Origin of the sequence: Mycobacterium gordonae (genome assembly GCF_002101675.1) — a bacterium.
Taxonomy (GTDB): domain Bacteria; phylum Actinomycetota; class Actinomycetes; order Mycobacteriales; family Mycobacteriaceae; genus Mycobacterium; species Mycobacterium gordonae.
Window position 1 is genome coordinate 1 of the sequence record NZ_LQOY01000053.1, and the last position, 26,018, is coordinate 26,018.

Sequence of the window (26,018 nt, forward strand, 5' to 3'; positions counted from 1 at the left end):
CCGGCGGATGCGGGTAACCACTTGGCATTGCAACTCCTAAGATCCATGTTGTTGCAATGACCGTATGAATTTGCCGCTCGAAAACCGCCATGACTACACGTTGGGCGAGCCTCAGCCACGTCAGCGAAACTATCCCACCTCGATCGTGCTGCCGGGCCGCAGCCGATGAATCCGGCCCCGGCACTCGACGTCGATGGGACCCGCGCCGCCGGATTCCGCGGTCAGGGTCGCGCTGCGCCCGCTGAGTTGCAGGTGCAGGCGGTGACCCCGGTACACGAACGGAAACTCGATGGGGCCCAGGCCGTCCGGCCATTGCGGGCTCAGGATCAGCCGGTCGTCGCGCGTTTCGAGCCCGGTGAAGCATCGCTGCAGCAGATCCACGCTGCCTGCCATGGCCGCAAGGTGGATCCCTTCGGCCGTGGTGCCACCCTGGATGTCGGTGATGTCGGAATCGAGCACCTGCTGGAAGTACTCCAGGGCATTGGCGCGGTGGGCGCGGGCCAGCACCCAAGAGTGCACCACGGCGCTCAGTGTCGACCCGTCGGAAGTCCGCGCCAGGTAGTAGTCGACCGTCTTGGGGATCTGGGCGGGCGCGAAGTGGTAGCCGAGCCTGCCGAACAATCCGAGCAGTTCCTCTGAGGACAGCAGATAGAACAACATGAGCGCATCGGCCTGCTTGGAGGCCTTGTAGTTGTTGACGCTGTCGTTCTCGGCTTCCAGGATGCGGTCGAGTCGCTGGATGTTGTCGTAACGCTGCCGATATCCGTCCCAATCAAGTTCGGCCAGTTCGGCATAACCTTCGAACTGGCTGATCACGCCGTCGTGGAACGGCACGAACATGCGGCGGCTCACGTGGTCCCAGCGCTCCCGCTCCTGGGTGGTCAGCCCGAGCTTGGCGACGAGCTCGAGGCGGTCGCGCAGCGGCAGCAGATCCAGCGCCTCCATCGCGCGCAGGATGACCCACACCGCCATCACGTTGGTGTATGCGTTGTTGTCGATCCCGTCGTATTCGCGGCCCGGGTAACCGGAGTGGAACTCGTCGGGGCCGATGATTCCGCGGATGGTGTAGCGGCCGAGGCCGGCGTCGAAGTTGGCCAGGCCCACCCAGAATCGCGCGATCTCGACCAGCATCTCGGCGCCGTAGTCCACCAGGAACTGGCGGTCGCCGCTGACCTGGTAGTTCTGCCAGGTGTTGTAGGCCACGGCCAGCCCGACGTGGTGTGCCCGCGCACTGGCGTCGGGAAGCCAGCGTCCCGACTGGGGATTGAGATGGACTTCCTGGCTCACTTCCCGTCCGTCGCTGCCCGACTGCCACGGAAACATGGCGCCCAGGTGGCCCGCGCGGCGCGCCGCGCGGCGGGCTTCCGGCAGGCGCCGATACCGGTACAACAGCAAGGACCGGGACACGTTCGACATGCGCAGGCTCAGCACCGGGGAGATGAACAACGAGTCCCAGAACACGTGTCCGCGATAGGCCTCGCCGTGCAGTCCCCGGGCCGGGACTCCGGCGTCGAGTTCGGCGGTGTGCGGTGAAATGGTCTGCAGCACATGGACCAGATGCAGTCGCAAGATGCGCAGGGCGTCGTCCCCGTCGGTAAGCCCGATGTTGCACTGCTCCCACAGCCGTGCCCATGCCCGGGTGTGTGACTGGTGCAGGTCGGCGTAGCGGCCGGCGGCGTCGAGACTTTCGGCCGCGGCGGCAGCCGGCTCGGCGATGGCGGCGTCGCGGCCGGTGAAAATGGTCGTGATCTTCTCCAGCGTCACCGGCCGACCGGCGGACACCGCGACCGCGATGTGGTGACCGGCGCGGTTGTGTTCGCGGATCAGGGTGTGTTGCGCATCGGCCAGGGTCAGTGCGTCGCTGCCGTCCCACACGGTGCTGCGGGTGGCCAGCGCGATCGCGATGCGTGACTGCGATGTTTCGGTGCGCAGGACCACACTGTTGGGCACGATTTCGTCGATCGCCGACTCGCTGAGGTGCGCACTGGACAGCGGGTTGTAGCGTTCGACCATGGTGTTGCGCACGGTCGCGTCCAGCACTGACTCGAATTCTATTGTGCCGGACCAGTTCTCGGCCTCGACCACGGTCTTCATCGCCAGCAGGTGCGGATCGTGCATCGATGCGAAGCGCTGCTGGTCCAGCGTGGTGATCCGGCCGGCAGCGTCGGTGAACCGGACCCGTCGGGACAGCGTGGCATGGCGCAGGTCGAATGTCTGTCGGTAGCTGAGTATCTCGGCCTGGTCGATGTGGAACCAGGGCCCACCGTCGATGCGGAACGTCAACGACAGCCAGTTGGGCAGGTTGACCAGGCTCTCGTTCTCGATGGTCCGGCCCGCAATCTGGTCGGCGAGAATGTTGTAGACGCCGGTTCCGTAGGTCCCGGGGTAGTGGTGCTGGGACGCGGTCGCTTCGGCAGCGCAGCCGCGAGTGGCGACGTAGCCGTTACCTACGGTGCACAGCGTTTCGCGCAGCCGCTCGGTCGCCGGGTCGTAGTGGTCGTAGACGAGTTCCCACGCATCGCTGGGGGCCGCCGCCTCGTCCCTCAGGTCATCGGCCAGTCGCTGCAGGAATTGAGTTACGGCGGAGGGGCTTTCGAGGCTGAAGGTGGCGGCCGACGGCCGGTCGCCACCCTCGAGGTGGCGGACCGCGATCCCCACGCCGTCGAAGCGGATCGCGTCGAACCCGTCCTCGTCGCTGATGTCGTCGCCGATGAAGATCGGCAGTGTCGTGGTCGAGGACGAATTCTGTTCAGTCGCGAGGTGTTCCAGAATCCAGTGCAGCGCTTTGCCTTTGTCCCAGGAGACGTTCGGCCGCAATTCCACCAATTTGCGCCCGGTCGTGACGCGCAGTCCCGCCGAACGTCCGAGCCGGCGCACCGCCGCGATCACCCGGTCGACGGCCTGGGGGTCGGTGTTGCGGTAATGGACAGCCACCGCATAACGTTTGCGCTCCACAATGGTGCCCGGGATGTCTTTGAGCTCGTCGGCCAAACGGACTGCGGCACGCACCAATACGCCGACCGATGCGGCGGCGTCGGCGTTCTGGTGCAGCGTGCCGTCGGGCGCGACGAGTTCGAAACCGTGGCTTCCCGCGAACCACAACCCGTCGACGTCGATTCTGGCGCGCAGGTCGGCCAGGTCGCGGCCGCTGATCACCGCGACCGGGCAGTGCGGGGTAAGCGCCCGCAACGCGTCGGCGGCCCCGGGTACCAACGCCGCTGTCTCGGGCTGACCGACGATGTCGGCCATGGTGCCGTCGAAGTCGACGAACACCACCGGTTGCCGAGCGGTGACGAGTTCCTTGAGTTGGCTGTAGACCTGCAGCGCGTCGGTGATCGCCGAGATTGCGGAGTCGACATTGCGCACCGAGATCTCGGCCAGATCGGCGATGACGGCGTCGGCTCCGTGCGACGTGAGCTCCTCGCTGCCGTGGTCGAGTGCGATCACCAGGCTGAATCCGGCAGCACAGGCGTCCTCGACCCCGGCTGGATCGTGCTCGATCACCGCACACCGGTCGGGGCGAACTTTCAACCGGCCCGCCGTTCGGATCAGCACCGACGAATCGTGCTCGTCGGCGAACTCGACCGCGTCGACGTCGGCGAGTTCGTCGATGAGGCCCCCCGACAGCTGAGCGCCCTCACGAGTGCCCGAGTAGACAGCCGTGCCGATACCCGCCTCCCGCAGCCGGCGCAGCAATGGCCCGGTGGACTCGGAGGCGCGGAAGCCGCCCGAAGCCGCCGCCGAGAGTACCCCGTCCAGGTTCAGGATCACTGCGTCGTGGTAACGCCGGTCGATGGTGGCGGGCCAGTCGGTCACCATGGTGACGATGCCACAGTGCGAGCCCCGATTGGCCGCCGCGAAGGCAATGAAGGTCGCACGTCCCTGCACTTGGTGACTTAAGCCCCACGACCCAGCTCAGTTCGGGCAATAGCGTTTTCGGTAACGGAGGGAGAACAGAATGGACGCGCTGGCGGACCGCCACGGCATCGTCGTAGGGGTCGACGGATCCGAACCATCCAACGCCGCGGTGGTGTGGGCGGCGCATGAGGCCGCGATGCGCCACGTCCCGCTGACGCTGATCCACATGGTGAGCGCCGCCGTCCCGATGTACCCGGAGATGCCGCTGTCGATGGGCATGGGGATATGGCGCGACGAGGACGGCCGCCGGGTGCTCCAGCACGCGGCCAAGGTGGCCGAAGACGTCATCGGTGCAGCACGCCCGGTCCCCATCGCCACCGAAATGAAATGCTCGCCGCCGGTTCCCACACTCGTGCAGCTCTCCGAGAACGCGGACATGCTGGTCGTGGGCAGCCACGGACGTTCGGCGGTGGGTCGCGGACTGCTGGGCTCGGTGAGTTCGGGATTGATCCGGCGCGCGAACTGCCCGGTCGCGGTGATCCGCGACGAAGCCACCCATCCGGGGGCTCCGGTCGTCGTCGGGATCGACGGATCGCCGGCGTCCGAGCTCGCTACGGCCCTCGCGTTCGAGGAGGCTTCCCGACGCGGGGCCGAGCTGAAAGCGGTGCACGCGTGGAGCGATATCGAAGCGGTCGAACTGCCGGGCCTGGACTGGACCATCTTCAAAGAGGACGCCGACCGCATTCTGGCCGAGCGCCTGGCTGGTTGGCAGGAACAGTATCCCGATGTGACGGTGCGGCGCGTGGTGGTCTGCGACCGGCCCGCCCGCCAGCTCATCGAGCAAGCGCAATCCGCCCAGCTGGTGGTGGTGGGTAGCCACGGCCGGGGTACGGTCGGCGCGATGCTGCTCGGGTCGGTCAGCAACGCGGTTGTCCACTCCACCCGAACGCCGGTGATCGTCGCGCGGCCGGTGGTGCCTCACTCGCGGCGATCGGCAGTCTGAAGTCATGGAGTTTGCCATCGCCGCCGAACGGTCAGCCGATGCAATGACGGTCCCTTTCCTGGATGTGCGGGAAACGCACACCGGCGTGGTGGTGCTGGCCGGTGATCGCGCGTACAAGGCGAAAAAGCCGGTGCTCACCGACTTCGTCGACTTCCGCACCACCGGGCAGCGCGAACATGCCTGCCGGCGGGAAGTCGAGTTGAACCGTCGACTGTCGCCGCAGGCCTACCTCGGGGTGGCGTATCTGTCGGACCCGACCGGAGGCGCCGACGAACCGATCGTGGTCATGCGCCGGTACCGCGACCGGGACCGCCTGGCATTCCTGGTCCGCCACGGCGACTCTGGCGCGTCCCCGGAGAGTCTGCTGGACGCGGTTGCGTCCGTGCTGGCGGAGTTTCACGGGCGAGCCGAGCGCAGCCCATTGATCAGCGCCCAGGGTGAGAAGGCCGCGGTGGAGGGCCGCTGGCGCGCCAACCTGAAGGAACTGCACCAGTTCACCGACATTCCCGGAGTGTCGCAGGAGTCCGTCAGCCGCATCGAGCACCTTGTGGTTGAATACGTCTCGGGTCGTGGCCGGCTGTTCGCGTGGCGCATCGACGAGGACAGCATCCTCGACGGCCACGGTGATCTGCTCGCCGACGACATCTTCTTCGTCGACGGCCACCCGGTGCTGCTGGACTGCCTGGAGTTCGACGACCAGCTGCGGCACCTCGACTGCATCGACGACGCCGCCTTCCTTGCCATGGATCTGGAGTTCCTGGGCCGCAAAGATCTCGGCGACTACTTCCTGGCCCGGTACACCGCGCTGGCCGGCGACGGGGCGCCGCGCTCGCTGCGGGACTTCTACATCGCCTACCGGGCGGTGGTCCGGGCCAAGGTCGATTGTGTCCGATTTCTGCAGGGCAAGCCGGAATCGGCCGAGAATGCGGCCCGGCACCTCGCCATGGCGGTCGAGCACCTGGCCGCCGGAGCCGTTCGGCTGGCACTCATCGGGGGAAATCCCGGCAGCGGCAAGTCGACCGTGGCCCGCGAACTCGCCGAACAGTTTGGCGCGCAGGTCATTTCCACCGACGACGTGCGACGGGAGCTACGGGACTCGGGCGCCATCTCCGGGAGCCCGGGAGTTCTGGACTCCGGTCTGTATAGCCCAGACAATGTCGCCGCCGTCTACGAGACCGTGCTGCACCGGGCGCGCGTTCTGTTGGGTGAAGGCCAGTCGGTGATCCTCGACGGAACTTGGCAAGACCCGGACCTGCGCGCACAGGCCCGGCGGATGGCTGGTGAAACCCATTCGCGCACAGTGGAAATCGTCTGCGAAGTGCCGGTGCAGACAACGGCCGGCCGAATCCAGCACCGCGCGGCGGGAAACTCCGATGCCACACCCGACATCGCCGCGGCACTGGCCGCCCGCCGCGGCGCCTGGGAATCGGCCTACCGGATGGACACCTCCCAGCCGCTGGAATCTTCGGTGGCCCAGGCATGTGACGCCTGGCGCCACGCGACCGACGTCAATCTTCCGCACCGAAAGGAACACCCATGACCACGAACAACAGCTATGTCGCAGACATCTCGGCTTTGCGTCTGACCGACGCCGAGGAGGCCGGCGGTAAGGGCGCCAACATGGGTGAGTTGGTGGCCGCGGGCCTGCCGGTTCCGCCCGGCTTCGTCTTGCTGCGCGGCGGCTACCAGGCGGCGATGCGCGCCGGCGGCGTGGCCGCCGAACTGGCGGCGCTGCACCGCGAGGCGCTGTCGGAGGTCGACAACAGCGCCCGACTGGGTGAACTGTGCCAACGGATGCAAGCACTGGTGAGCAAAGCGGGGGTCAGCGACGACGTCCGGGCGCAAGCCCTCGAATCCTATGCCAAGCTGGGATCGAATTGCGTTGTGGCGGTGCGCTCGTCGGCTACCGGCGAGGACGGTGCCGATGCTTCCTTCGCGGGCATGAACCGCACCCTGACCAACATCGCCGGTGGCGAGGACCTGATCGATGCAGTCACCCAGTGCTGGGCTTCGCTGTTCAGCCCGCGCGTGATCACCTACCGGGCCAGTCGCGGTTTCACCGCCGACCCCGCCATGGCCGTCGTCGTCCAGCAGATGGTCAATTCCGAGAAGTCCGGCGTCGCGTTCAGTGCCGACCCCAGTACCGGGGCGCGGGATCACCTCGTCATCGAAGCCGCGCTGGGCCTGGGCGAAGTCGTGGTGTCCGGCAAGGTCCAGCCCGACACCTACGTCGTCGACAAGAAGACTCTGCAGGTGCGCGACTTCTCGATCGGCTACCAGGCCTTCAAGATCGAACGCGGTGCCGACGGCCACGACGTCATTGTCGAACTGACCCCCGAGCAGGCCCAGGAGCGTGTGCTCGACGACGACGCGTTGCGGCGGGTCGCCGAACTCGTGGTTGCCACCGAGAACCACCACGGCTGCCCCCAGGATGTCGAATGGGCGATCGCCGACGGCAAGACCTGGCTGGTGCAGGCCAGGCCGATCACCATGCTGTACGACGACGAGGTTCCCGAGGAGTCCGGGGAATCCGGTGTGCTGGTCCGCGGCCTGGCGGCGGCCCCCGGCACGGCGTCCGGAAAGATCCGGGTGCTGCGCACGCCGCAAGAGGGTAGCCGGTTGCAGGACAACGAGATTCTGGTCGCTCCCATGACCAACCCGGACTGGCTGCCGGCCATCCGCCGGGCGGCGGCACTGGTGACCGAGACCGGCGGCATGACCTGTCACGCGGCCATCGTCGCGCGCGAACTGCGGGTGCCCTGCGTGGTGGGTGCACGCGACGCGACGACGCTGTTGCACGACGGTCACCTGGTCACCGTCGACGGTGCCCGCGGCACCGTCACCGCCGGAGCCGCCACCAGCCAGGCGCAGGTGGTGGCGGCGCCGCCGCCGGCCGTGGCCCAGGTCAGCGAAACCACCGGCACCAAGATCTACGTCAACCTGGCGATCCCGGACACCGCCGAGGCGGTCGCCGCGCAGGACGTCGACGGCGTCGGCCTGCTCCGGGCCGAATTCCTGCTCACCCAGGCACTTTCCGGGCGCCACCCGCGCGAGATGATAGCGCGCGGCGAGCAGGCCGACCTGGTGGACGCCGTGGTGGCCTCGATCGGCCGCATCGCCGCAGCGTTCGGCTCCCGGCCGGTCGTCTACCGCGCCACCGACTTCCGCAGCAACGAATTCCGGGGCCTGAAGGGCGGGGAGGCCTACGAGCCGGTCGAGCACAACCCGATGATCGGCTACCGGGGGTGCTACCGGTACGTCCAGGAGCCCGACCTGTTCGCGCTGGAACTGCAGGCGCTGGCCCGGGTGCGGGAGCAGAACCCGAACGTGCACTTGATGATTCCGTTTGTCCGGACCCGGTGGGAGCTGGAGTCCTGCCTCGCCCAAGTGGATGCCAGTCCGTTGGGCAAGCAGCGGGGTCTGCACCGGTGGGTGATGGCCGAAGTGCCCTCGGTGATGTTCTGGCTACCTGAGTACATCGCGATGGGTATCGACGGGGTGTCGATCGGCAGCAACGATCTCACCCAGTTGGTCCTGGGCGTCGACCGCGACTCCGACATCTGCGCCGAACTATTCGACGAATCCGACGGCGCCGTACTCGATGCGATCGGGCGGATCATCTCCACGGCACGCAAGCACGGCATCACCTCGTCGCTGTGTGGCCAGGCGCCCTCCACCAATCCGGCATTCGCCGAGCACCTGGTGCGGATGGGGATCACCTCGGTGTCGGTCAACCCGGACGCGGTGACGGCCACCCGGCGCACGGTCGCGGCCGCCGAACGCCGGCTGTTGCTGGAATCGGTGCGCGGGACGTAACCGTTCCGACCGGAAGGGAGCCACGTCCATGACACGGCACTGGCTGGTGATGGAGACCGACGGACAGGGTGCCCGGGCGCCCTATGTCGCCCGGGTGGCCGGTGCCGGCCGACACCTTCCCGAGACTCGTTTGAGCACAGACGAGTTGATGGCCAGCACCCGCCACCACACGCACATCGATCTGGAGAAGCTGACCGGTATCCGCGAGCGCCGGGTGTCCACGGGCGAGGAAGATTCGTTGTCCCTGGCCACCGCGGCGGCGTTGAGTTGCCTGGCAACCGCGCGACAGGATCCCGCGGACATCGAGGTGGTGATCAGCTGCAGCATCACCAAATTCCGCGGCGGGCTCACCCAGTGGCTGGAGCCGACGATGAGTGGCGCGGTGGCCCGCAACATCGGGGCGACGGGGGCGCTGACGTTCGACGTGTCCAACGCCTGCGCCGGGATGCTCACTGGCGTCACAATTCTGAACAACTGGATCCGCCAGGGCATCGTGCGGCGCGGACTGGTGGTCAGCGGTGAATACATCTCTCAGCTCAGCCAGAACGCGGCCAAGCACATCCGCAACATCATGAGCAAGGAGCTGGCCTGCCTGACGCTCGGTGACGCCGGCGCGGCGCTCCTGCTGGAACGGGCGCCGGCCGGCTCGGCGGGCATCGAACTCGCCGGGTTCACCACGGTCGCCGACTACAGCCGGCTGTGCCTGGCCTATCCGCAGGGGCATGACCCGGGGGCGCGGATGTTCACCAATTCCCGGGCGATCCAGAAGGCCGCGATCGCAAATACGCCTCTGCTGTTGCACGAAGTGCTTGACACCGTGGGTCTTTCGATTCACGACATTGACCATGTGATCACCCACCAGACCTCGGCGCGTGCCATCCGCAAGGGGATGAGGCGCATGGCCGAATCGTTCGGTGACAGCCCGCAGCACGACGCCGTGATCACGGTCGACCGGTACGGCAATACCGCGTCAACCACCCACACGGTGGCCCTGGTGGAGGAGCTGGAGGCCGGGCGGATCGCGGCCGGCGAACGGGTGGCACTGCTCGCGCTGGCGTCCGGGCTGGAGATCGGTGTGGTCTTGTTGACCCTGGACGAAGATGTGGTGAGCCGCTATGGGCACAGTGATTGATCGGGTCGATGTCGCGCACCCACGGTTGCGTGGCCGGCACAGCGCGCTGCATCTGGCCGTCACCGCGGCCAAAGACTGCCTGCGGCACGCGCGATGCGAACCGCACGAGCTGGATCTGGTCGTCAACGCCGGCATCTACCGCGACAAGAACCTCGGCGAGCCGGCGCTGGCCGCACTGATCCAGGACGACATCGGGGCTAACCCGGAAGATCCCCACTCCGGCGCGCACGGCACCTTCTCGTTCGACGTCGCCAACGGCGCCTGCGGCGTGTTGACCGCCTTGCAGATCGTCGATGGGTTCTTGCGGACCCGCAGCGTGCGTCGTGCGCTGGTGGTGACCAGTGACGCCGATCCGGGCCACGGGATGAGCGAACACTTCCCCTTCTCCGCCACCGGGGCGGCGTTGCTGTGCGGCTGGACCGATGACGACTACGGCCTGGGCGCCGTGTCGTGGGCGAACGCCGGTGACGCGCTCGACGATCTGGAGACATGTTCTGCGACAGTGGGATTCGCCGACGGACGAAATGTGCTGCGGTTCCATGAGTCCGCCGACGCAGACGACCGATTCGCGACGGTGGCCGCCGAGGCGGCGCGGGCGTGCCTCGAACGCGAGGGTGTGCCGGTGGCGGACGTGGACCTGGTGGTCGCCGCTCCGGCACGTCCGCATTACCGGCAGGCGCTGGGCGTACTGCTCGGCCTGTCCGCCGAAAAGATCTGTGTGGCAGACGATCCCCGCATGCACACCGCCGCCCTCGCGGCGGCCTTCTCCCAGCAGAGCCTGCGGGCTGGCGGTCAGATCCTGTTCGTGGCCGCCGGCGCCGGTGTGGTGGCCGGTGCGGCTCTGTACCGCCAGCCGCCCGCGCACTAGCCGTTCACCCGGGCACGACTGGATGTTCACACAGTCGAGGACTTAAGGCCCATGACCGAGCGACGTTCGCGCAATAGCGTTTTCGTTGTGCCGAACGCTAGGAGAGATGAAATGACGACCTGGAATAAGGGCGCGAAGGGCCTCGTCGTCGGTGTCGACGGGTCCTCCGCGTCGAATGCGGCGGTGGCGTGGGCCGCCCGCGATGCGGCCATGCGCAAAGTCCCGCTGACCCTGGTCCACATGCTCAGTGCCTACGTGCCGACGTTTCCCCAGATTCCGCTGCCCGGCGGCGTCGCGGTCTGGCAGGAAGACGATGGTCGGCAGGTGCTCGAGGAGGCTGCCAAACTCGCGCGGGAGTCGGCCGGCAGCGCCCTCGAGATTGCGACCGAGCTGAAATCGTCGCCGCCGATACCCACGCTGGTGGAACTGTCCGAGGGTGCCGAGTTCGTCGTGGTGGGCAGCCACGGGCGCGGCGCATTCGGTCGGGTGCTGCTGGGTTCGGTCAGTTCCGGGGTACTGCGCGGCGCGGCCTGCCCGGTCGCCATCGTCCCCGGCGATGAGCCCGCGGCGGATGCCCCGGTGCTGGTGGGCATCGACGGCTCGCCGGCTTCGGAACTGGCGACGGCCATCGCTTTCGACGAGGCCTCGCGTCGCGGCGTCGACCTGCGGGCGGTGCACGCCTGGAGCGACGTGGAGGTGCTCGACGTCGGCGGCCTGGACTGGCCCGCCCTGCAGGTGGAGTCGGAGCAGGTCCTGGCCGAGCGTCTGGCCGGCTGGCAGGAACGCTATCCCGACGTGCGCGTGCAGCGCGTCGTGGTCTGTGACCGGCCGGCCCGCGAGCTGGTCAATCAATCGACGTCCGTGCAGCTGGTCGTTCTCGGCAGCCGCGGCCGCGGTGGCATCGCGAAGATGCTGCTCGGTTCGGTGAGCAACGCCGTCGTGCACTCCGTGCACACGCCGATCATCGTTGCCCGGGCGGACGGCTAAGACGCTAGAGCGCTGCGGTCCCTACGCGGCACCGCCCGGGTGGTCAGCAGCGTGCCCCAGGCGCGAGCAGCATTGCGGCGCATCGCATCCGGGTCACCCGTGGTGAGAAACGTCTTGCGGGCCGGGGTGGATCCCGGTGCCGCGTCCGGATAGCGGTAGGCGATCGCGGCGGCCAGGTGCCCGGCCGGATCGATGAGCAGCGTGTCGGGCAGGGCCGCCGCGAACCACCTTCGTGCCGCCGGGTAGTGCGTGCAGGCAAGCACCAGCGCGGCCACCCGGTGCAGCGGGGCGACGATGTCGGCCAGGTCGGTGTTGAACCGCGCGGAACCGGCGCGGCCGGCCTCGATGTGCGCGGACAACGGTTGGGCAACCCTCGACAACACCAGCCGCCCCGGCCTGGCCAGTCCGCGCTCGTAGTGCCCTGCGTCGATGGTGCGTTGCCCGCCCACCACACCGACCGAGGAGATGTCTTCGGGCACCGAAGCCAGGCCGTGGGCGATGATGCCTTCCACGGCCACCGGCGCCGAGCCGAGCCGGCTGACCACCGTGCTGGCGGCGTTACAGGCGAGCACCACCTCCGTCGCGCCGCGCTCGGCGAGCGCGGTGACCACCCGCATCAGTCGGTCGGTCAGTTCGTCGGAGTCCATCAGCCCGTATGGGGTGGCCCCGGCGTCGGACCAGTACAACACCGGCAGACCGGGCACCAGTCGGTCCAACGCGCCTACCAGGCTCACGCCGCCGATGCCCCAGTCGATGATGCCCAGGCAGGCTTCGGTGTCCATGGCGGTCACGGGTAGGTCAGGGGGGTGGTCTGCCCCTTGGCCAGGGGACCGGAATCGAAGGCGACCACGCGGGCTGCCCTGGAGGCCGTCAACGTCTGCAGCCCGGCTCCGGGGAAGCGGCTGCCGAAATACCAGCGGTATTCGTGTTCGGCGCGGATCGGGTTGTGCTGCAGCATTTTCCGCCATTCCGGGTGGTTGGTCAGGGTGGCCAGGTCGTGGGTGAACCCGGGGCGTTCCCGCCGGGTGCGCAGGTGTGCGGCGGCCGATCTGGCCAGCAGGGGCAGATCCCGGATACGCGTCGGCTGCTCCACCATGTCGACCACCCACAGTCGGCCGCCGGGCGCGAGAACCCGCCGGATTTCGGCCATCACCGGATCCCAGTCGAGGTAGCGGAAGGACAGGAACGAGATCACGACGTCGACATGGTCATCCGGCACATCGAGGGCCGGGCCGCTCACCTGGCCGAACCGCAGCCGGGTCCGGTCGCGGTTGCGTTCCCGTGCCCGGGCCAGCATCCCGGCGGAACTGTCCACCCCGACGGCAAAGTCGATATCGCCGTTGTCGTCCAGGGCACGCAGCAAAGCGCCGTTGCCGCAACCGATTTCCAGCACACGCACCCGGCGCCCGAGTTCGGCGTGGGTGGCGGCCAGCCGGCCGGCCACCCATTGCCATTCGGCCTGCCGGACCCGGATGTCGGCGTAGGCGCGGTCGTAAAGGTCGGCGACCCGATCGTAGGACCGCTCGTGTTGTGCGGCGGCGGGAGAACTGTGCACCATCGGTTCGGCGGCGCAGCCCAGGTACTTGCGCATGCTGCCGGCCCAGCCGTGCGATTTGCGGCCCGGAGCGGCGATCAGATAAAGACTCGGGCGAGCCGTCGGTTGCCGGCCCGCCCACGCAAACCGGTCCTTACGCGCGGACACGGTGGTGTAGTTGTGGTTGCCGAAGGTGGCGACGCCGAACACGTCGGCGAAAAACGGTGTGAACCAGCGCGCCGTCCGGCACGCGTGGAAAAAGGCCTGTCCGTCCGCGGCGAACGGAATCGTCATGTCCTGCCACTCGTGCGGCGAGAACTGCTCGGGCCAGTCCGTCGAACCGAACATCGGACCGTACATGCCGGAGTGGCTGATCAGGTGCAGCTGGCTGATCACCCGCCCCGACGATGTGAAGCGGGCCAGCTCGGCTGCGAAGTCGGCCTTTCGGTGCAAGCCGGAGACGACCACCTCCGCGTCGGGGTGTGCGGCGGCCAGTTCGCGTCCCATGGTGGCCGCGGCCACCGCGAATTCGGCTGAGCCGCCACGGTAGTGAGTGGTGTGGGCCACCCAGATCACCGGCTGCTGCGGCGCCACCGCGGCGAAGGGGGTGCGCCTGTGCTCACCCGAGGGGATCCAGGCGCCATAGTTGCCGACAAGTTCGAGGACCTCGGCCCGTTGCAGGTCGAACACCCGCATGCCGGCCGGTGGGGGACTGTAGAGATGCAGGGACAGCCCGCCTCCCGGCGCGGACATGTCGTGGATGACCTCCGGAGAGATCTCAATGACCGTACCTCGTTGGCGGACAGCGCTTTCGGCGACGGCCAGCTGGGTGCCCGCCCAGGTGAACCGGCGTTCGTCGAAGTCGCCCTCGACCGCGATCACGAAGCCTCCGGCGCCGCCGTGATCGTGTGGCGCGCACCCGTGGCCCGGGCGCCAGCGGGCCAGCATGATCTCCACCTGGTCGTCGACCCGCAGAACTGAACGTGAATACGGCTCGCCCGTGCGGGGATCACCCGCCAGGGCGGACAGTGCGGGCTGGGCGGCGACCGCGCGGGCCAGCAACTGCGGGTCCGGAATCTTCCCCTGCACCGCGACCGCTGCCAATGCGTCGAGTAATGGCCTGAGCTCCGCGAGTACGTCGCGCGTGGGAGCGGGCAGTCGGTGCGCAGTGTCGGTCATGGTCTTTCCCCCTTGGACGAGCCTGGCCGGGGTAGCCGCCGTGCCGGTGTCGGTTTGGTAACTAAACGCTCCCGCCAGGCTCTTGGAGGATCCTTGGAGGATTCTTGGAACCGGGGCTACCGTTCCCCGAGAGCGTGGGCGTCGCGCGGGTTGAGCCGGTTGACGATCAGCGGGTCGGCCTTGGTGAATGGAAATACGGGCAGGTCGTCGATGTGGGTGTTGAACGTGGCCGCGAGCACTTCCCGCGAATAGGCGCTCGCCGATGCCCGGTAGCCGATGTCACCGGGAGTCGGCTGGTCGAAGAAGATGCAGAAGTGCATCTCCGGGGCGTCGAAGACCTCGATGTGGTGGGGGTAGGCGCGGGGGATGAAGTAGACATCGCCCTGGCTCAGGTACCAGGTGTCCAGTTCGCCGTCCGGACCCATGACGGTCATGCGCGCCGCGCCCTGATTGACGTAGCCCATCTCCGCGGTGATCGGGTGCCAGTGCGGTTCCCGCATCCCGTCCTCTCGAATACGCAGCGAATACATCGAGAGGTCCTTGAGCGCTGGCCAGTACTGCATCCGCGCCGTGCGGGCCGAGCCGACCGCGATGCTGACCGGCGGTGTCATCGCTTCGACGGCGAACTTGTGCGGGTCCTTGAAGAACGCCGAGTCCGGCACCTCAGGTGCCCCTACGCGGGCCGCGAGCGCGCGGTCGGTGGTGCTCCGGCGCATGGCCGCGAAGTCGGAGGCCGGCAGGTCGTACGTGTTGCCCAGCACCGCATCGGTCATTGCGCCGAATGCGGCTCCCAGGCCGAAGTCCTCGGGCCGTTCGCTGCGGAACGCGATGATGAATTCACACACGTTGGTGCCGATATTCTCGATGTGGTGCAGCGAACCGGAGTCGATGTGGAACATCTCGCCGCCGCGGACCACGAAAGACGTGAACTGGCTGCCGGTGTCGAGTACGGAGACCAGCGCGGTGCCCGCGACACAATAGGTGAGTTCGTTGGCGTTGGCGTGCCAGTGCGGTGTGCGCATGGCGCCCGGGTTGATCACCAGCCGCTTGATCGACATGCCCCGCAGGATGGGGAAGTTGTCGGCGGTCAGTCGCTGGATCGAACCGAGGTCGGACTCCTCCACGATCTCACCGTTGGTCAGTGATGCGACGTGTGTGCTTGTCTGCGTGAGCATTTCGCTTCTCCTAGAACTTCGCTTCAATTTGCTGTCTTCAGCATCCCGTCCGGTCGGGCGACCCGTCCAACACCCGTTTTCGATGTCTTGATCAACGTCTGTTATCAAACGCGCAGGCAAGGTCGGGGACGTCGGGTGCCACACTCTTCTGATGCCCGACATCGAATTCACCTCGGCCGCATCGATCGTGCCGGTGCGAAATCTCGACGCTGCGCTGGACCGGTACCGCCGGCTCGGGTTCGAGGCTCGCGAGTATGCGGGGCCCGAACGCTACGGCTTCGTCGACCGCGGCGCTGTGCAGCTGCACCTGACCGAATGGGCCGAACATGACCCGCTGAGCACTTCGTCGAGCGTGTACTTCTATGTCAGCGACGCCGATGCCCTCTACGCGGAATGGAAAGCCCTCGCGGATCTGGGCGGGCGGCTGCACCCACCGCAAGACACGCCCTACGGGCTAAGGGAATTCGCTTATGTCGACCCGGACGGCACCTTGCACCGGGTCGGCTCGCCGCTGTAACTAGCTGTTGCGGTAGACCTTGATCGCCGCCGCGATCATCGGGAACTGCAACGGCAGGCGGGCCAGCGCCACGATGCGCATCGGCCACGGCTTGTCCCACCACAGCCGGACCATGTTGAGGTTGCCCGGATACACCCCGATGAACAGCGCAGCTGCCGCGGCCGCCGCGGGCCGCCGGGTGCCGCGTGGTAGCAGCAGGGCTCCGATGACAACCTCGGCCACCCCCGATGCGTAGGTGTAGAACCGTGCGCTGAACGGCAGTTCGGCCGGAATGATGTCGTCGAATGGCTTGGGCGCCACGAAGTGCAGGGTGCCCACTCCCAGCAGCATCGCCGCGAGGCGATAGGCCGTGGTTTGCGCGGGGGAGCTTTCGGCGAGCGGTGCGGTGGTCATGGCGCCAATCATGCCTTGGCTCCCCGAATGTGTTACCCAGCACCGCGGCCGCTTTGGCGCCCGGGGCTGCGTTTAGCATGAGAACCCATGGTCGAGGTTCACGTGCAGCGAACGATCGCCGCACCGGTGGAAACGGTGTTCGACTGGCTGGCTGATCCGGTGAATCTGGTTACGGCGCCGCTGGTTTTGAAGTCCGCGTGGACGAAACAGACGAAGGGGCCCGGTGTCGGCGCCGTTCGCGAGGTGATCGGGACCGGCATGTGGTTCCGGGAGGACATCACCGCCTACGACCGTCCGCACAGCTACAGCTACCTGATCGTGCGCTCGGTTCCGGCGTTCGATCACGACGGCGGCACCCTGACGTTCACCCCCTCCGGCGAAGGCACCCACGTCGACTGGCTGACCCATTACACCCACCCCGGTTACGCCGGAGGCAGGCTGATGGAGACGGTCACCCGACCGCTGCTGCGGTGGAACTTTCTCGCGATCCTGGCGGCGTGCGACAAAGCCCTTGGGAGTCAGTTGTGAACAGCCAGGTCCGCCCCGATAGATGCGGACCCCGGCGCCGTCGCGGGGTAGTACTAGCCCTACCTGTCGATATGGTTGCCGAGGGGTCAGCCGAAATGGCACCTCAATGCGGGAGCGCCGGTGAGCGCTGACCGCGCCGCGGGGCGCACTTTTGTGGTGACCGGCGCGGCGTCGGGCATCGGGTTGGCGACCGCCCGGCGACTCTTGGACGAAGGGGCCGCCGTCGTCGGCGCCGACCTGGCGTCGCCGCCGGACCTGGGTCCGGAGTTCACCTTCGTGACGGCCGACGTCAGCGACGAGATGGCGGTGGCCGCCATCTTCACTGCGGTACCCGACCGACTGGACGGGGTGGTCCATTCCGCCGGGGTGGCCGGTGGCGGCCCGGTGCATCTGCTTCCCCAGGCCGAGTGGGACCGGGTCATCAGGATCAACCTGACGGCCACATTTCTGGTCGCCAAGGCCGCGCTGGCCAGGATGATCGAGCAGCCCCGGGTGGCCGGCGAGCGCGGGTCGATCGTGACGCTGGCCAGCGTCGAAGGCCTGGAGGGCACCGCGGGCGGAAGTTCCTACAACGCGGCCAAGGGCGGCGTCGTGCTGCTGACCAAGAACATCGCGCTCGACTACGGCCCTAGCGGGATCCGGGCGAACGCGATCTGCCCGGGCTTCATCGAAACACCGCTTGCCGAAAGCGTTTTCGGCATACCCGGGATGGAGGGCCCGCGGGCCGCGATCACCAGAGAGCACGCTCTGCAACGGCTGGGGCGCCCCGAGGAGGTGGCGGCGATGGCGGCCTTCCTGCTGTCCACCGATGCCTCGTTCGTGTCGGGTCAGGCCATCGCGGTCGACGGCGGCTATCTGGCCGGCCGCGATCACGAGGTGGTCAAGCTGTTCGGACTGCCCGACTAATCAGTCGCCTTTGCCGCCCTTGGGTTTCTTGCCGGGTTTGCCCGGCGGCACCAGCGGAGGCGCCGGGGCGGGCTCCGGTGTGCTGGCGACCGTCGATGTCTCCGGTGTGCTGGTCGCCGGAGGCAGCGGCGCGGTCGTGCCGGCCGGCGCGGGCGGCGGCGCTGAGAACGGCGCGTCCAGCGCCATCAGCATGATGGCCAGCAGCAGCACGGCGAAGATTGCCGCAGCCACCAACTTGCGACTTGGCCGCGTCGGCTCAGAGTCAACCGGGATATACGCGGACGTGGCGGCCGGCGCGGCCATTACCCGGGTGGGCTGGCGAACCGGCGGGCGGCCGGCGGCGTTGAGAGCCTCACGCATGGCGCCGGCCTGATAGAACCGCCGAGCCGGCTGTCGCGCCATCGCCCGCTCGAACACCGCGGCGAGTTCCGGTCGCACGTCCGGGCGCAACGCGGCGATCGGGCGTGGTGTCTCGTGCAAGATGGCGTTGGCCAGGGCGGCGAATTGCTCCTGAGGGTAGGGCCTGCGCCCGGTTAGAGCCTCGTAGCCCACCACCCCGACGGCGTACAGATCGTCGGCCGTCGTGGCCGGCTTCCCGGCGAGCCGGTCCGGGCTCAGGTAAGCCATGGTGCCGACGACCTGGCCGGTCATGGTGTGCGCGCCGCCGGCCGTCTTGGCGATGCCGAAATCCGCGAGCTTGGCCTCACCGGCGGCTGTGAACAAGATGTTGCCCGGTTTGACGTCGCGATGCAGAATCCCGGCGTCGTGGGCTGCGGCGAGCGCGGCCAGGACGCCATCGAGAACCGTCTGGACGAACGGCTGCGGAAGCGGGCCACGCGCGATGTGGTCGGCCAGCGACACTCCGGGCAGCCGCTCCATCACGATGAACGGCACGCCGTGGTGTTCGCCGACATCGTGGACGATCACGATGTGCGAGCTGCTCAGAGCCGCGGTTGCGCGCGCCTCGGTCTCGAAGCGCAGGCGACTGTCGGGCCCGCTGCCGTTGCCCGGGCCTGATTGGAGCAGCTTGATGGCCACCGGGCGACCCAGCTTGAGATCCCAACCCTCCCGGACCTCGGACATGCCGCCGCGGCCCAGGACCCTGCCCAGTTCGTAGCGGCCGCCCAGGGCGCCGTCGGGCACCAGCAGCGCCTTGCCATACTCCGTCGTCATTTGCCTTGTCACATAGCCGAAGATGTTCGAGCTGAAACTTGTGGCGTACGGTCTACGTGTCGTTATTCAGGACCGGTAGTGGTCAGCAATCGCGATTGGAAACGCCAATGACGTCGACAACCGAGGTGAGTGGTCAGGTCGTTTCGCTGGCCCGGGGCATGCGGGATCTGGTGCGGGCGCAGGCGGGCGACTCCGAGCGGATACGCACCCTGACCGACGCCGTGGTCGACGAGATGTGGGCCAGCGGGCTGATGACCGCGCTGAGCCCGGCCGAGGCCGGCGGCATCGAGCCCTCACTCGCCGAGATGATCGATACGTGGATCGAAATGGCTTGGCAGGACGGATCTTTCGGGTGGATCGGGATCGCCAACCTCCCGTCCAGGTTTGCCGCGGCCACCTACCTGAACGACGAAGGCTTCGCCGAGGTCTTCAGCGCCCACGATAACCACGTCACCATGGGTGGCCAGTTCTTCCCCAACGGACAAGGCATCGCCGTCGACGGCGGTTACCGGTTGAGCGGATCGTGGAGCTTCGGCTCGGGCACCGGACATTCGCAGTACGTGGCGGCGGGCTTCTTCCCGATGGACAACGGTGAGATGCGCTGGGTCAGCGAGGGCATTCCGGACATGCAGGTGGCCCTGGTCCCGCGCGAGCAGATCCAGTTCAACGACGGCTGGCACGTGCAGGGCCTCAAGGGCACCGGGTCCTACGACTACAGCGCGCAGGATGTGTTCGTGCCCGCCAGCAGGACGTTCGGGCTGTTCGATCGCCGGCCCTACCGCGGGACGTCGCCGGCCGCGCACATGGGATTGATGCCGGTGACCGCCGCCGGTCACGCCTCCTGGGCGCTCGGGGTGGCCAAGAGCATGCTCGACGACGTGGCAGAACTGGCCGCGACGAAATACCGGATGAGCGACATGGCGTCGCTGGCCAGCCGGCCGACTTTTCAGAAGGGGCTGGCGCACCACGTGTCGGCCTGGCGCGCGGCTCGGCTGCTGGTGCTGGACGCTTTCGGCGCCGCCGAGGCCTCCGTCGCGGCCGGGGAGGACCTCAGTCCGATGCTGCGGGCGGACATGCGTGCGGCGGCCGTCTTCGCCACCGACACCTCGCGCGAATGCGCGGAATGGGCGCACCTGGTGGCGGGCACCAGTTCGATCCGCGAAGGCACGCGTCTCGAGCGGGCCTTCCGCGACATCTATACCGGCACCCAGCACGCCTTCATCAGCGAGAAGGTGGCCATCGACTCGGCGCAAATCTGGCTCGGCGTCATCGAAGACCAGTTCGGGCTGTGATCGTCGGCGCTCTCTGCGCCGAGCGTGCAGCCACGGCGAAAAACGTCGCCGATTTTCGCAGTGGCTTCACTCTCGGCGGGAATCACCGGTGAGAGCGCACCACGCGAAGCTGGGTAAAGTCGGTTAACATAGCCAACATTTCCCCGGGACAGGTGAGGAAGCCGCTTGCCATGAATGACCATGCACTGGCCGCTCAGTTGGCCTCCGAAGCGGGCCGGTTGCTGCTCGGGGTCCGCACGGAGTTCGCCGGAGCTGACGCCAAAGAGCGGAAAGCCGCGGGGGACAAGCGTTCTCACGATTTCCTGATGGAGGCCCTGGGCCGCCGCCGGCCCGATGACGCGGTGCTGTCCGAAGAGGGTGCCGACGACCCGGTGCGGTTGCGCAGCGAGCGGGTGTGGATCGTCGACCCGTTGGACGGCACCCGGGAATTCTCCGAACTTGACCGGGAGGACTGGGCGGTGCACGTGGCGCTGTGGCAGTCCGGTGAGCTGGTGGCAGGCGCCGTCGCGCTGCCGGCTCAGGGGATAACTCTGGCGACCCCCGACGTCTTGCCGCCGCCGGAGAACCCAGGCAAGCCGCGCATCGTGGTGTCGCGCACCCGCCCACCCGCGATCGCCCTCGCCGTCCGCGACGCCCTGGACGGCGATCTGGTCGAAATGGGATCGGCCGGAGCCAAAGTAGCGTCGATCGTGCAGGGCTTGTCGGATGTCTACGTGCACGCGGGCGGCCAATACGAGTGGGACTCGGCCGCACCCGTGGCGGTCGCGCGGGCCGCCGGCCTGCACACCTGCCGTATCGACGGATCGGCGCTGGTGTACAACCAGCCCGATCCCAAGCTGCCCGACCTCGTGGTGTGCCGACCCGAACTTGCCGAGTCGGTGCTGGCCGTCACCCGTCAGTCGTAGCGACCCCCGAAGCAGTTTCGACCGGAGGACGTCCATTCCGTCAACCGGGGGACAGCCGATTCATCCCGTTCGGTAACCGCTCAGGTGACAGACATCGTCAAGCGCTCAAGGCACTGTAATGCCTGGCTAGTTCTTAACGATTCTTCAATCAAGGGAGATTGCGATGCGGGGCGACCTCATCCTCGGGTCAGCTGTGACGGGCGCGAAATTCACTCCGCGCAATCATGCCAAGACCGGCAACCCGTTCATCGATCTCGTGTCGCGCGGGCAGACCATCAAATCCGACGTCGGACAACTGGTCGCCGAGGCCGCCGCGCTTTTCGACATTGGCGTCCGCTACTACCACTACCACGCCCGCAACCCGCTGACGCAGGAGCAGAGCACCTGCAATGCACTGTATTCGTCGGTGAGCCACGCGGTTCAAGACCGGCTGCCCGGAATGCTGATCAGCTTCGGCGCCAGCCGCAACGGGGTCGAGGTCAAGGAAGCCATCCAGCGCCACGGCGAGTGGGAGCGCATCAGCCAGGCGGCGTTACCGCTGCACCTGGGCGGCGCACACTTCGTCACCAGTCAGGCCGCGGTGGAGTTGCAGGTCATCCTCGACCTGGAGCGCAACGGTCACGACATCGGCGTCGACGCGGTGTCGCGCCCCGAGTTCGCACGCCTGGTGCGCCACCACGTCCCCTCGAAGCGTGACAACGAGACCGCGCTCGACGTGCACTCCACCTCCGGAGGCAGCAGCTACGGCAGCACCTCACCCCACACCCAGTTCGAGGTGTACCGCAAGGCCGTGGACGCCCGCCGCCGCCTGCACCTGCTGCACGAGGTCGAATGGGTTCAACTGGAACGCAGCTACGCCATGACCCGCTTCGCCACCGAACATCCTTTGATCGGGCTGGGCTCCGAAGGTCAACTGAACATCACCCTGCTGTTCGGCTTCTCGCCACGCTTTCCGTTCCCGGACAGCTATGCCGACTTCCGCCGCGCCGTGTCGCTGGCCAAGTCGCTGGAATACGACCTTTCCGGTCGGCGGGTCCGCAGCGTCACCATCTCCGCCGGCGCGGCCGTCCTGCCCCAGCACGCGCAGGCGCACATCAAGGAACTCGAATTCGGTTCGCGCAAAGGACAACTGGCGGGGCCGATGGAACGGTTGGCATGCTATGCCGCGCAGGCCGACAGCGAGGTCGACGTAATCCGCTCCGGTATGGAAGACACCCCCTACATCGTGACGCCGGACGGCGAGGTGACCTTGACCGACAATCTCGGGCTGGCCCACCAGGTCAAAGCGATGGTCGACAGCTGCGGATCGGAGTTGCTCAGCGACCCGCGCGGGGTGCGCCAGCGCATGGGCTTCGGGGCGCTGTCCCGGATGGTCGAGGCCGAGCCCGCCGCAGCCGCCGCCCGATGATCACGCGCCGAGGCGTCGCGGTCGCCGTCTGCAGTCTGTCGACGTTCATCGTCAACATCGACAACACCGCCTACCAGGTGGCGCTGACGCAGATCCGCGACACACTGCCCGCCACCTTCGCGCAGGGCCAGTGGATCCTCAACGGCTACATCCTCACCCTGGCGGCGCTGGAAATAGTCGCCGGTGCTTTCGGTGACCGATTCAACAAGCGCAGCCTGCTGGTCGCCGGACTCATCGTCTATATCGCCGGCTCGCTGCTAACGGCGTTGGCGCCCAATGCCATTGCCCTGATCGCAGCGCGGGTGCTGGCGGGAGTCGGCGCGTCGATCCTGGTGCCGGTCGGGTTGGCGATGGTCCGGGTGCTCGCCCGCTCCGCCCGGGAACTGCAGGGGTTCACCGGCGCCTGGGGAGCGGTGGTAGGTCTGGGCATGGCCAGCGGACCGCTGGCCGGCGGCTTCATCTCCGGGACGCTGGGATGGCGGATGCTGCCGGTGGCAACGGCGGCGTTGGCCGCTGTCTTTGCGGTCCTCGCGGTCGTGTTCCTGCCGTCCACTCCAGTGCGCAACTCCCCGCGCCACGACTGGACCGGCATCATGGCGCTGGGCGTGGTGATGTTCGGCGTGATCGGCGGCTTCATCGCTGTCGGCCAACGCGGTCTGGTGACGGCGGCAGGTCTGTTCGCCGGCGTGACGGTGGTGGTGGCCGGTCTGGCAATCCGGCGCGCGCGGATCGGTGCGTTCCCCATCCCACGGCAAGCCTGCCAGTCCCGCAAATTCCGGGCCGCGATGTCGGTGGCGGTCGGGAACTACTTCTGCGTGGGCGGCGCGATCTTCCTGCTGGCCACCGGTTATTTCCAGGGAGCCCAACATCTTTCGGTGCTGGCAGCCGGAGCCGGCCTAGTGCCTTTGGCGGTGGGATACGCGGTGGGCGCACGGGTCTCACCGGTCATCATGGGCCGGTACGGTCCGTTTCAGGCCGTTATCGCCGCCGGCTTGCTCATGCTCGCTTCGAGTGTCGCCGTCGCGGTGCTCGTCGGAGCCGGCGCCGGTGTCGCGGTGGTGAGTGCCGTCGCTGCCTGTCTTGGCGCGGGCATGGGGATGGCCAACACGCCGACCAATGCGCTGGCCATGTCGGAGCTGCCCGTCGAATATGCGGGTGCCAGCGGTGCCTTCGCCTCGACGGCACGGCAGGTCGGCCAGGCCATGGGGATCGCGGTGTGCGGCGCCGGCTATTCGCTGGCCGCGCTGGCGCACCTACCCGCGCCGCTACCGTGGGTTGCCGTCATCGCCGCCGCCGCGGCCATTACGCTGACCGGAACCCGTTGCCTGACTGCGCAGTTAGGAGGTGACCACCATGAGGTCCTTGTCCGTCAGATCGGCCGGCGACCCGTCGCCAACGTTGGCGCTCAATGACACCGTCGCCGAGCTGCGGCGGTCGGGCGCCGACGTCATTTCCTTCGGTGCGGGCGCGCCGACCGTGCCGCCGCCGCGGGCTACGTTCGGCGCGCTGGCCGATTTCGACGTGGCGAAGTCCTCGGGTTACGGCAGCAGCCGCGGCGAGCGTTTTCTGCTGGACGCCTTGTGCCGTTGGTATGAAACCGAATTGGGCGCCGTGACGACCCCGGACCAGCATCTGGTCACCAACGGCGCCAAGCAGGCGGTGATGATCGCGTTGCTGGCGTTGTGTGACGGTGGTGACGAGATTGCGATTCCCGATCCGTACTGGCCGAGCTACGTGGACATGGCCAGGCTGGCCGGCGTGAGCGCGCGGCTGCTGCCCTATGCGGCGGACACGCCCGATATCGGCGCGTGGATCGACCAGGTGAGTGACCGCACCAAGCTGGTCATGTACTCGAGTCCGGCCAACCCGACCGGCGCGGTGCTGTCACTGGACGACATCCGCAGGCTGGCGGCCTGGGCCCGAGAGACCGACCGCTGGATCGTGGCCGACGAGATCTACGGCTTCCAGTACTACCGCCAGGCCCGTCCCGCACCGTCGGTCCTGCAGTTGCCCGCCGACGAGGCCGAACACGTCCTGCACATCTCCAGCGCCTCCAAGACATTCGCGCTGATGGGTCACCGAGTCGGGTGGATCACCGCGCACCCCAATGTGATTACCCGCTGTGCCGCGGTCGCCTCGAATATGGCCGGCAATGTGAACACCGCCGCGCAGTCGTTGGTGGCCCGCGCGCTGTCGACGCCGCAGACCGAATTGTCCGGCCGCTGCGCGCAACTCGGGGAACAACGCGACGTGCTGTGCTCGGCCTTGGAGTCGGTGCCGTGGTTGCGTTGGCGCAAGCCGGACGGTGGTCTGTTCGTCTGGTGTGAGTTGGTGGGTGATCTCGTCGGAAGCTTCGATGGCGACGCGATCGCGGCCGGCCTGCTGGCCGACCAGCACGTGGCGGTGGTGCCCGGCTCCGCCTTCGGTCACCGTGATGCCGTGCGGTTGTCCTTCACCGAACCGCCGGGCCAGATCCGCTCGGGCGTCGAGCGGATCAAGGCCTGGGGGGAGCGGCGGCTTTAGAGCTTCGCGAGAATTCCCGAGACCACGCTGCCGCCGACGATCATGGCGATGGCCACGGCGACGCCGACCGAGCCGGTGATCAGCCCCACCACCCCGGCGACGACGGCGAAGGTGGGCAGCCATTCGACCGCCTGCAGGATCGACGGCACCTGTGCCTCCTCACCGTTGTCCAAGGCGAACATGGCCGAGGCGTAGTCGGGGTAGAACTCGGTGAAGGCGACCGCGAAGAAGATGGCCGCAAGTTGCAGGATCCAGCCCGTCCAGAAGTTCTCCGGGTCATGCAGGATCAGGTTGCCGATCAAGCCGACGCCCGCGGCGAAGGTGAACGCGCCCGCCCACCCGGCGGTGATCACTTTGTTGATTCGTTTGAATAGCGGGCTGTCCCAATGCTCCTGCGGGGTAATGTCTTTCGCGTATGCGAGGGTGAACGGCCGGCGGAGCAGCAGGGTCAGCCAGGCGAACATCGCCAGCGCGATATTGGTCAGCTCGCCGGACCACATCTCGAGGAATCGGATGACCATGTCGCTGGCGAACAGGCCGACCGCCGCCAGAGCGGCGAAGAACGCCGCGCCGAAGACTTCGAGCGCGTGAATCTTGATGCCGCGGGCCAGTCCTACCACCATCACCAGCACTGAGAAACCGAGGGCGGACACCGCCGCGATCTCGAAGCGGCCCGGCGTCGCCAGGATGGACAGCAGCGCCCACGGTGCGATGCCGGCGAACGGTGAGGTGAGGAACCCGTCCAGAATGCCGGCGAGGCGGCCGGTGGTGTTCTTCGAGGGCTGTGCCTCGTGGTCGGTGTGGGCCGGCTGGGTCATCTT

The 26,018-nt window shown here is 67.6% G+C and carries 21 protein-coding genes; 14 read left to right on the forward strand and 7 right to left on the reverse strand.

All coding sequences use genetic code 11. The features are described from left to right. Positions 1 to 129: 129 nt before the first annotated feature. Positions 130 to 3,819 carry a trehalose-phosphatase gene (otsB, locus tag AWC08_RS09090; RefSeq protein WP_085087714.1) on the reverse strand — a complete coding sequence of 1,230 codons (3,690 nt, stop codon included), beginning with the start codon at positions 3,817 to 3,819 and terminating at the stop codon, positions 130 to 132. Positions 3,820 to 3,958: 139 nt separating this feature from the next. Between otsB and AWC08_RS09095 the strand changes: the two genes are divergently transcribed. From AWC08_RS09095 to AWC08_RS09120, 6 genes are all read left to right on the forward strand, one after another. After that, complete coding sequence (locus tag AWC08_RS09095; RefSeq protein WP_065135448.1) at positions 3,959 to 4,861, forward strand: universal stress protein; 903 nt, start codon at positions 3,959 to 3,961, stop codon at positions 4,859 to 4,861. Between the two features lie 4 nt (positions 4,862 to 4,865). After that, complete coding sequence (locus AWC08_RS09100; protein ID WP_069434569.1) at positions 4,866 to 6,401, forward strand: bifunctional aminoglycoside phosphotransferase/ATP-binding protein; 1,536 nt, start codon at positions 4,866 to 4,868, stop codon at positions 6,399 to 6,401. Then, positions 6,398 to 8,677 (forward strand): phosphoenolpyruvate synthase, encoded by a 2,280-nt coding sequence (ppsA, locus tag AWC08_RS09105; RefSeq protein ID WP_069434568.1) that lies wholly within the window; start codon positions 6,398 to 6,400, stop codon positions 8,675 to 8,677. The genes AWC08_RS09100 and ppsA overlap by 4 nt, the downstream gene beginning before the upstream one ends. 28 nt (positions 8,678 to 8,705) lie before the next feature. Continuing rightward, on the forward strand, positions 8,706 to 9,809 hold the full coding sequence (locus tag AWC08_RS09110; RefSeq protein WP_065137492.1) for a 3-oxoacyl-ACP synthase III family protein: 1,104 nt from the start codon (positions 8,706 to 8,708) through the stop codon (positions 9,807 to 9,809). Further along, positions 9,793 to 10,677, forward strand: coding sequence for a beta-ketoacyl-[acyl-carrier-protein] synthase family protein (locus tag AWC08_RS09115; RefSeq protein ID WP_069434567.1), 885 nt, complete (start codon positions 9,793 to 9,795; stop codon positions 10,675 to 10,677). Before AWC08_RS09110 ends, AWC08_RS09115 begins: the two co-directional genes overlap by 17 nt. A gap of 111 nt (positions 10,678 to 10,788) precedes the next feature. Then, complete coding sequence (locus AWC08_RS09120; RefSeq protein ID WP_069434566.1) at positions 10,789 to 11,664, forward strand: universal stress protein; 876 nt, start codon at positions 10,789 to 10,791, stop codon at positions 11,662 to 11,664. Here the strand turns inward: AWC08_RS09120 and AWC08_RS09125 are convergent. The 3 genes from AWC08_RS09125 to AWC08_RS09135 all read right to left on the reverse strand — a co-directional run bounded on the left by AWC08_RS09125 (position 11,661) and on the right by AWC08_RS09135 (position 15,552). Next, positions 11,661 to 12,446 carry a glutamate racemase gene (locus AWC08_RS09125; protein WP_069434565.1) on the reverse strand — a complete coding sequence of 262 codons (786 nt, stop codon included), beginning with the start codon at positions 12,444 to 12,446 and terminating at the stop codon, positions 11,661 to 11,663. The two genes, AWC08_RS09120 and AWC08_RS09125, sit on opposite strands and share 4 nt — an antisense overlap. Positions 12,447 to 12,451: 5 nt before the next feature. Beyond that, entirely contained in the window at positions 12,452 to 14,377 is a 1,926-nt protein-coding gene (locus tag AWC08_RS09130) for a methyltransferase domain-containing protein (protein ID WP_083271277.1), read from the reverse strand. 116 nt (positions 14,378 to 14,493) lie between these two features. Further along, positions 14,494 to 15,552 (reverse strand): cupin domain-containing protein, encoded by a 1,059-nt coding sequence (locus tag AWC08_RS09135; RefSeq protein ID WP_069434563.1) that lies wholly within the window; start codon positions 15,550 to 15,552, stop codon positions 14,494 to 14,496. Between the two features lie 160 nt (positions 15,553 to 15,712). On the opposite strand from AWC08_RS09135, the gene AWC08_RS09140 reads away from it, so the two are divergent. Next, positions 15,713 to 16,069 (forward strand): bleomycin resistance protein, encoded by a 357-nt coding sequence (locus AWC08_RS09140; protein ID WP_174900763.1) that lies wholly within the window; start codon positions 15,713 to 15,715, stop codon positions 16,067 to 16,069. Here the strand turns inward: AWC08_RS09140 and AWC08_RS09145 are convergent, their stop codons facing one another. Beyond that, the gene (locus AWC08_RS09145) at positions 16,070 to 16,462 is read right to left on the reverse strand and encodes a DoxX family protein (RefSeq protein WP_065137485.1); all 393 of its coding nucleotides are present in this window, start codon (positions 16,460 to 16,462) and stop codon (positions 16,070 to 16,072) included. Between the two features lie 87 nt (positions 16,463 to 16,549). Between AWC08_RS09145 and AWC08_RS09150 the strand changes: the two genes are divergently transcribed. Further along, complete coding sequence (locus AWC08_RS09150; protein ID WP_069434561.1) at positions 16,550 to 16,990, forward strand: SRPBCC family protein; 441 nt, start codon at positions 16,550 to 16,552, stop codon at positions 16,988 to 16,990. 120 nt (positions 16,991 to 17,110) lie between these two features. Next, on the forward strand, positions 17,111 to 17,896 hold the full coding sequence (locus AWC08_RS09155; RefSeq protein ID WP_069434560.1) for an SDR family NAD(P)-dependent oxidoreductase: 786 nt from the start codon (positions 17,111 to 17,113) through the stop codon (positions 17,894 to 17,896). On the opposite strand, the gene AWC08_RS09160 is transcribed toward AWC08_RS09155, so the two are convergent. After that, the gene (locus AWC08_RS09160) at positions 17,897 to 19,069 is read right to left on the reverse strand and encodes a serine/threonine-protein kinase (RefSeq protein ID WP_069434559.1); all 1,173 of its coding nucleotides are present in this window, start codon (positions 19,067 to 19,069) and stop codon (positions 17,897 to 17,899) included. It lies immediately after the preceding gene. 107 nt (positions 19,070 to 19,176) lie between these two features. Between AWC08_RS09160 and AWC08_RS09165 the strand changes: the two genes are divergently transcribed. The 5 genes from AWC08_RS09165 (at position 19,177) to AWC08_RS09190 (ending at position 25,197) form a co-directional block, all read left to right on the forward strand. After that, positions 19,177 to 20,361, forward strand: coding sequence for an acyl-CoA dehydrogenase family protein (locus tag AWC08_RS09165; RefSeq protein ID WP_069434558.1), 1,185 nt, complete (start codon positions 19,177 to 19,179; stop codon positions 20,359 to 20,361). Positions 20,362 to 20,531: 170 nt separating this feature from the next. Next, positions 20,532 to 21,266, forward strand: a complete 735-nt coding sequence (locus tag AWC08_RS09170; protein ID WP_065136585.1) for a 3'(2'),5'-bisphosphate nucleotidase CysQ — start codon at positions 20,532 to 20,534, stop codon at positions 21,264 to 21,266. A gap of 163 nt (positions 21,267 to 21,429) precedes the next feature. Further along, a complete protein-coding gene (locus tag AWC08_RS36350; protein WP_069434557.1) occupies positions 21,430 to 22,674 on the forward strand; it encodes a hypothetical protein in 1,245 nt (414 codons plus the stop codon). Further along, positions 22,671 to 24,086: an MFS transporter gene (locus tag AWC08_RS09185; protein ID WP_159459975.1), complete on the forward strand. Its 1,416-nt coding sequence runs from the start codon at positions 22,671 to 22,673 to the stop codon at positions 24,084 to 24,086. Before AWC08_RS36350 ends, AWC08_RS09185 begins: the two co-directional genes overlap by 4 nt. Then, entirely contained in the window at positions 24,037 to 25,197 is a 1,161-nt protein-coding gene (locus AWC08_RS09190) for a pyridoxal phosphate-dependent aminotransferase (RefSeq protein ID WP_159459976.1), read from the forward strand. The genes AWC08_RS09185 and AWC08_RS09190 overlap by 50 nt, the downstream gene beginning before the upstream one ends. On the opposite strand, the gene AWC08_RS09195 is transcribed toward AWC08_RS09190, so the two are convergent. Then, positions 25,194 to 26,015: a DUF3159 domain-containing protein gene (locus AWC08_RS09195; protein WP_142283486.1), complete on the reverse strand. Its 822-nt coding sequence runs from the start codon at positions 26,013 to 26,015 to the stop codon at positions 25,194 to 25,196. The two genes, AWC08_RS09190 and AWC08_RS09195, sit on opposite strands and share 4 nt — an antisense overlap. Positions 26,016 to 26,018: the final 3 nt, after the last annotated feature.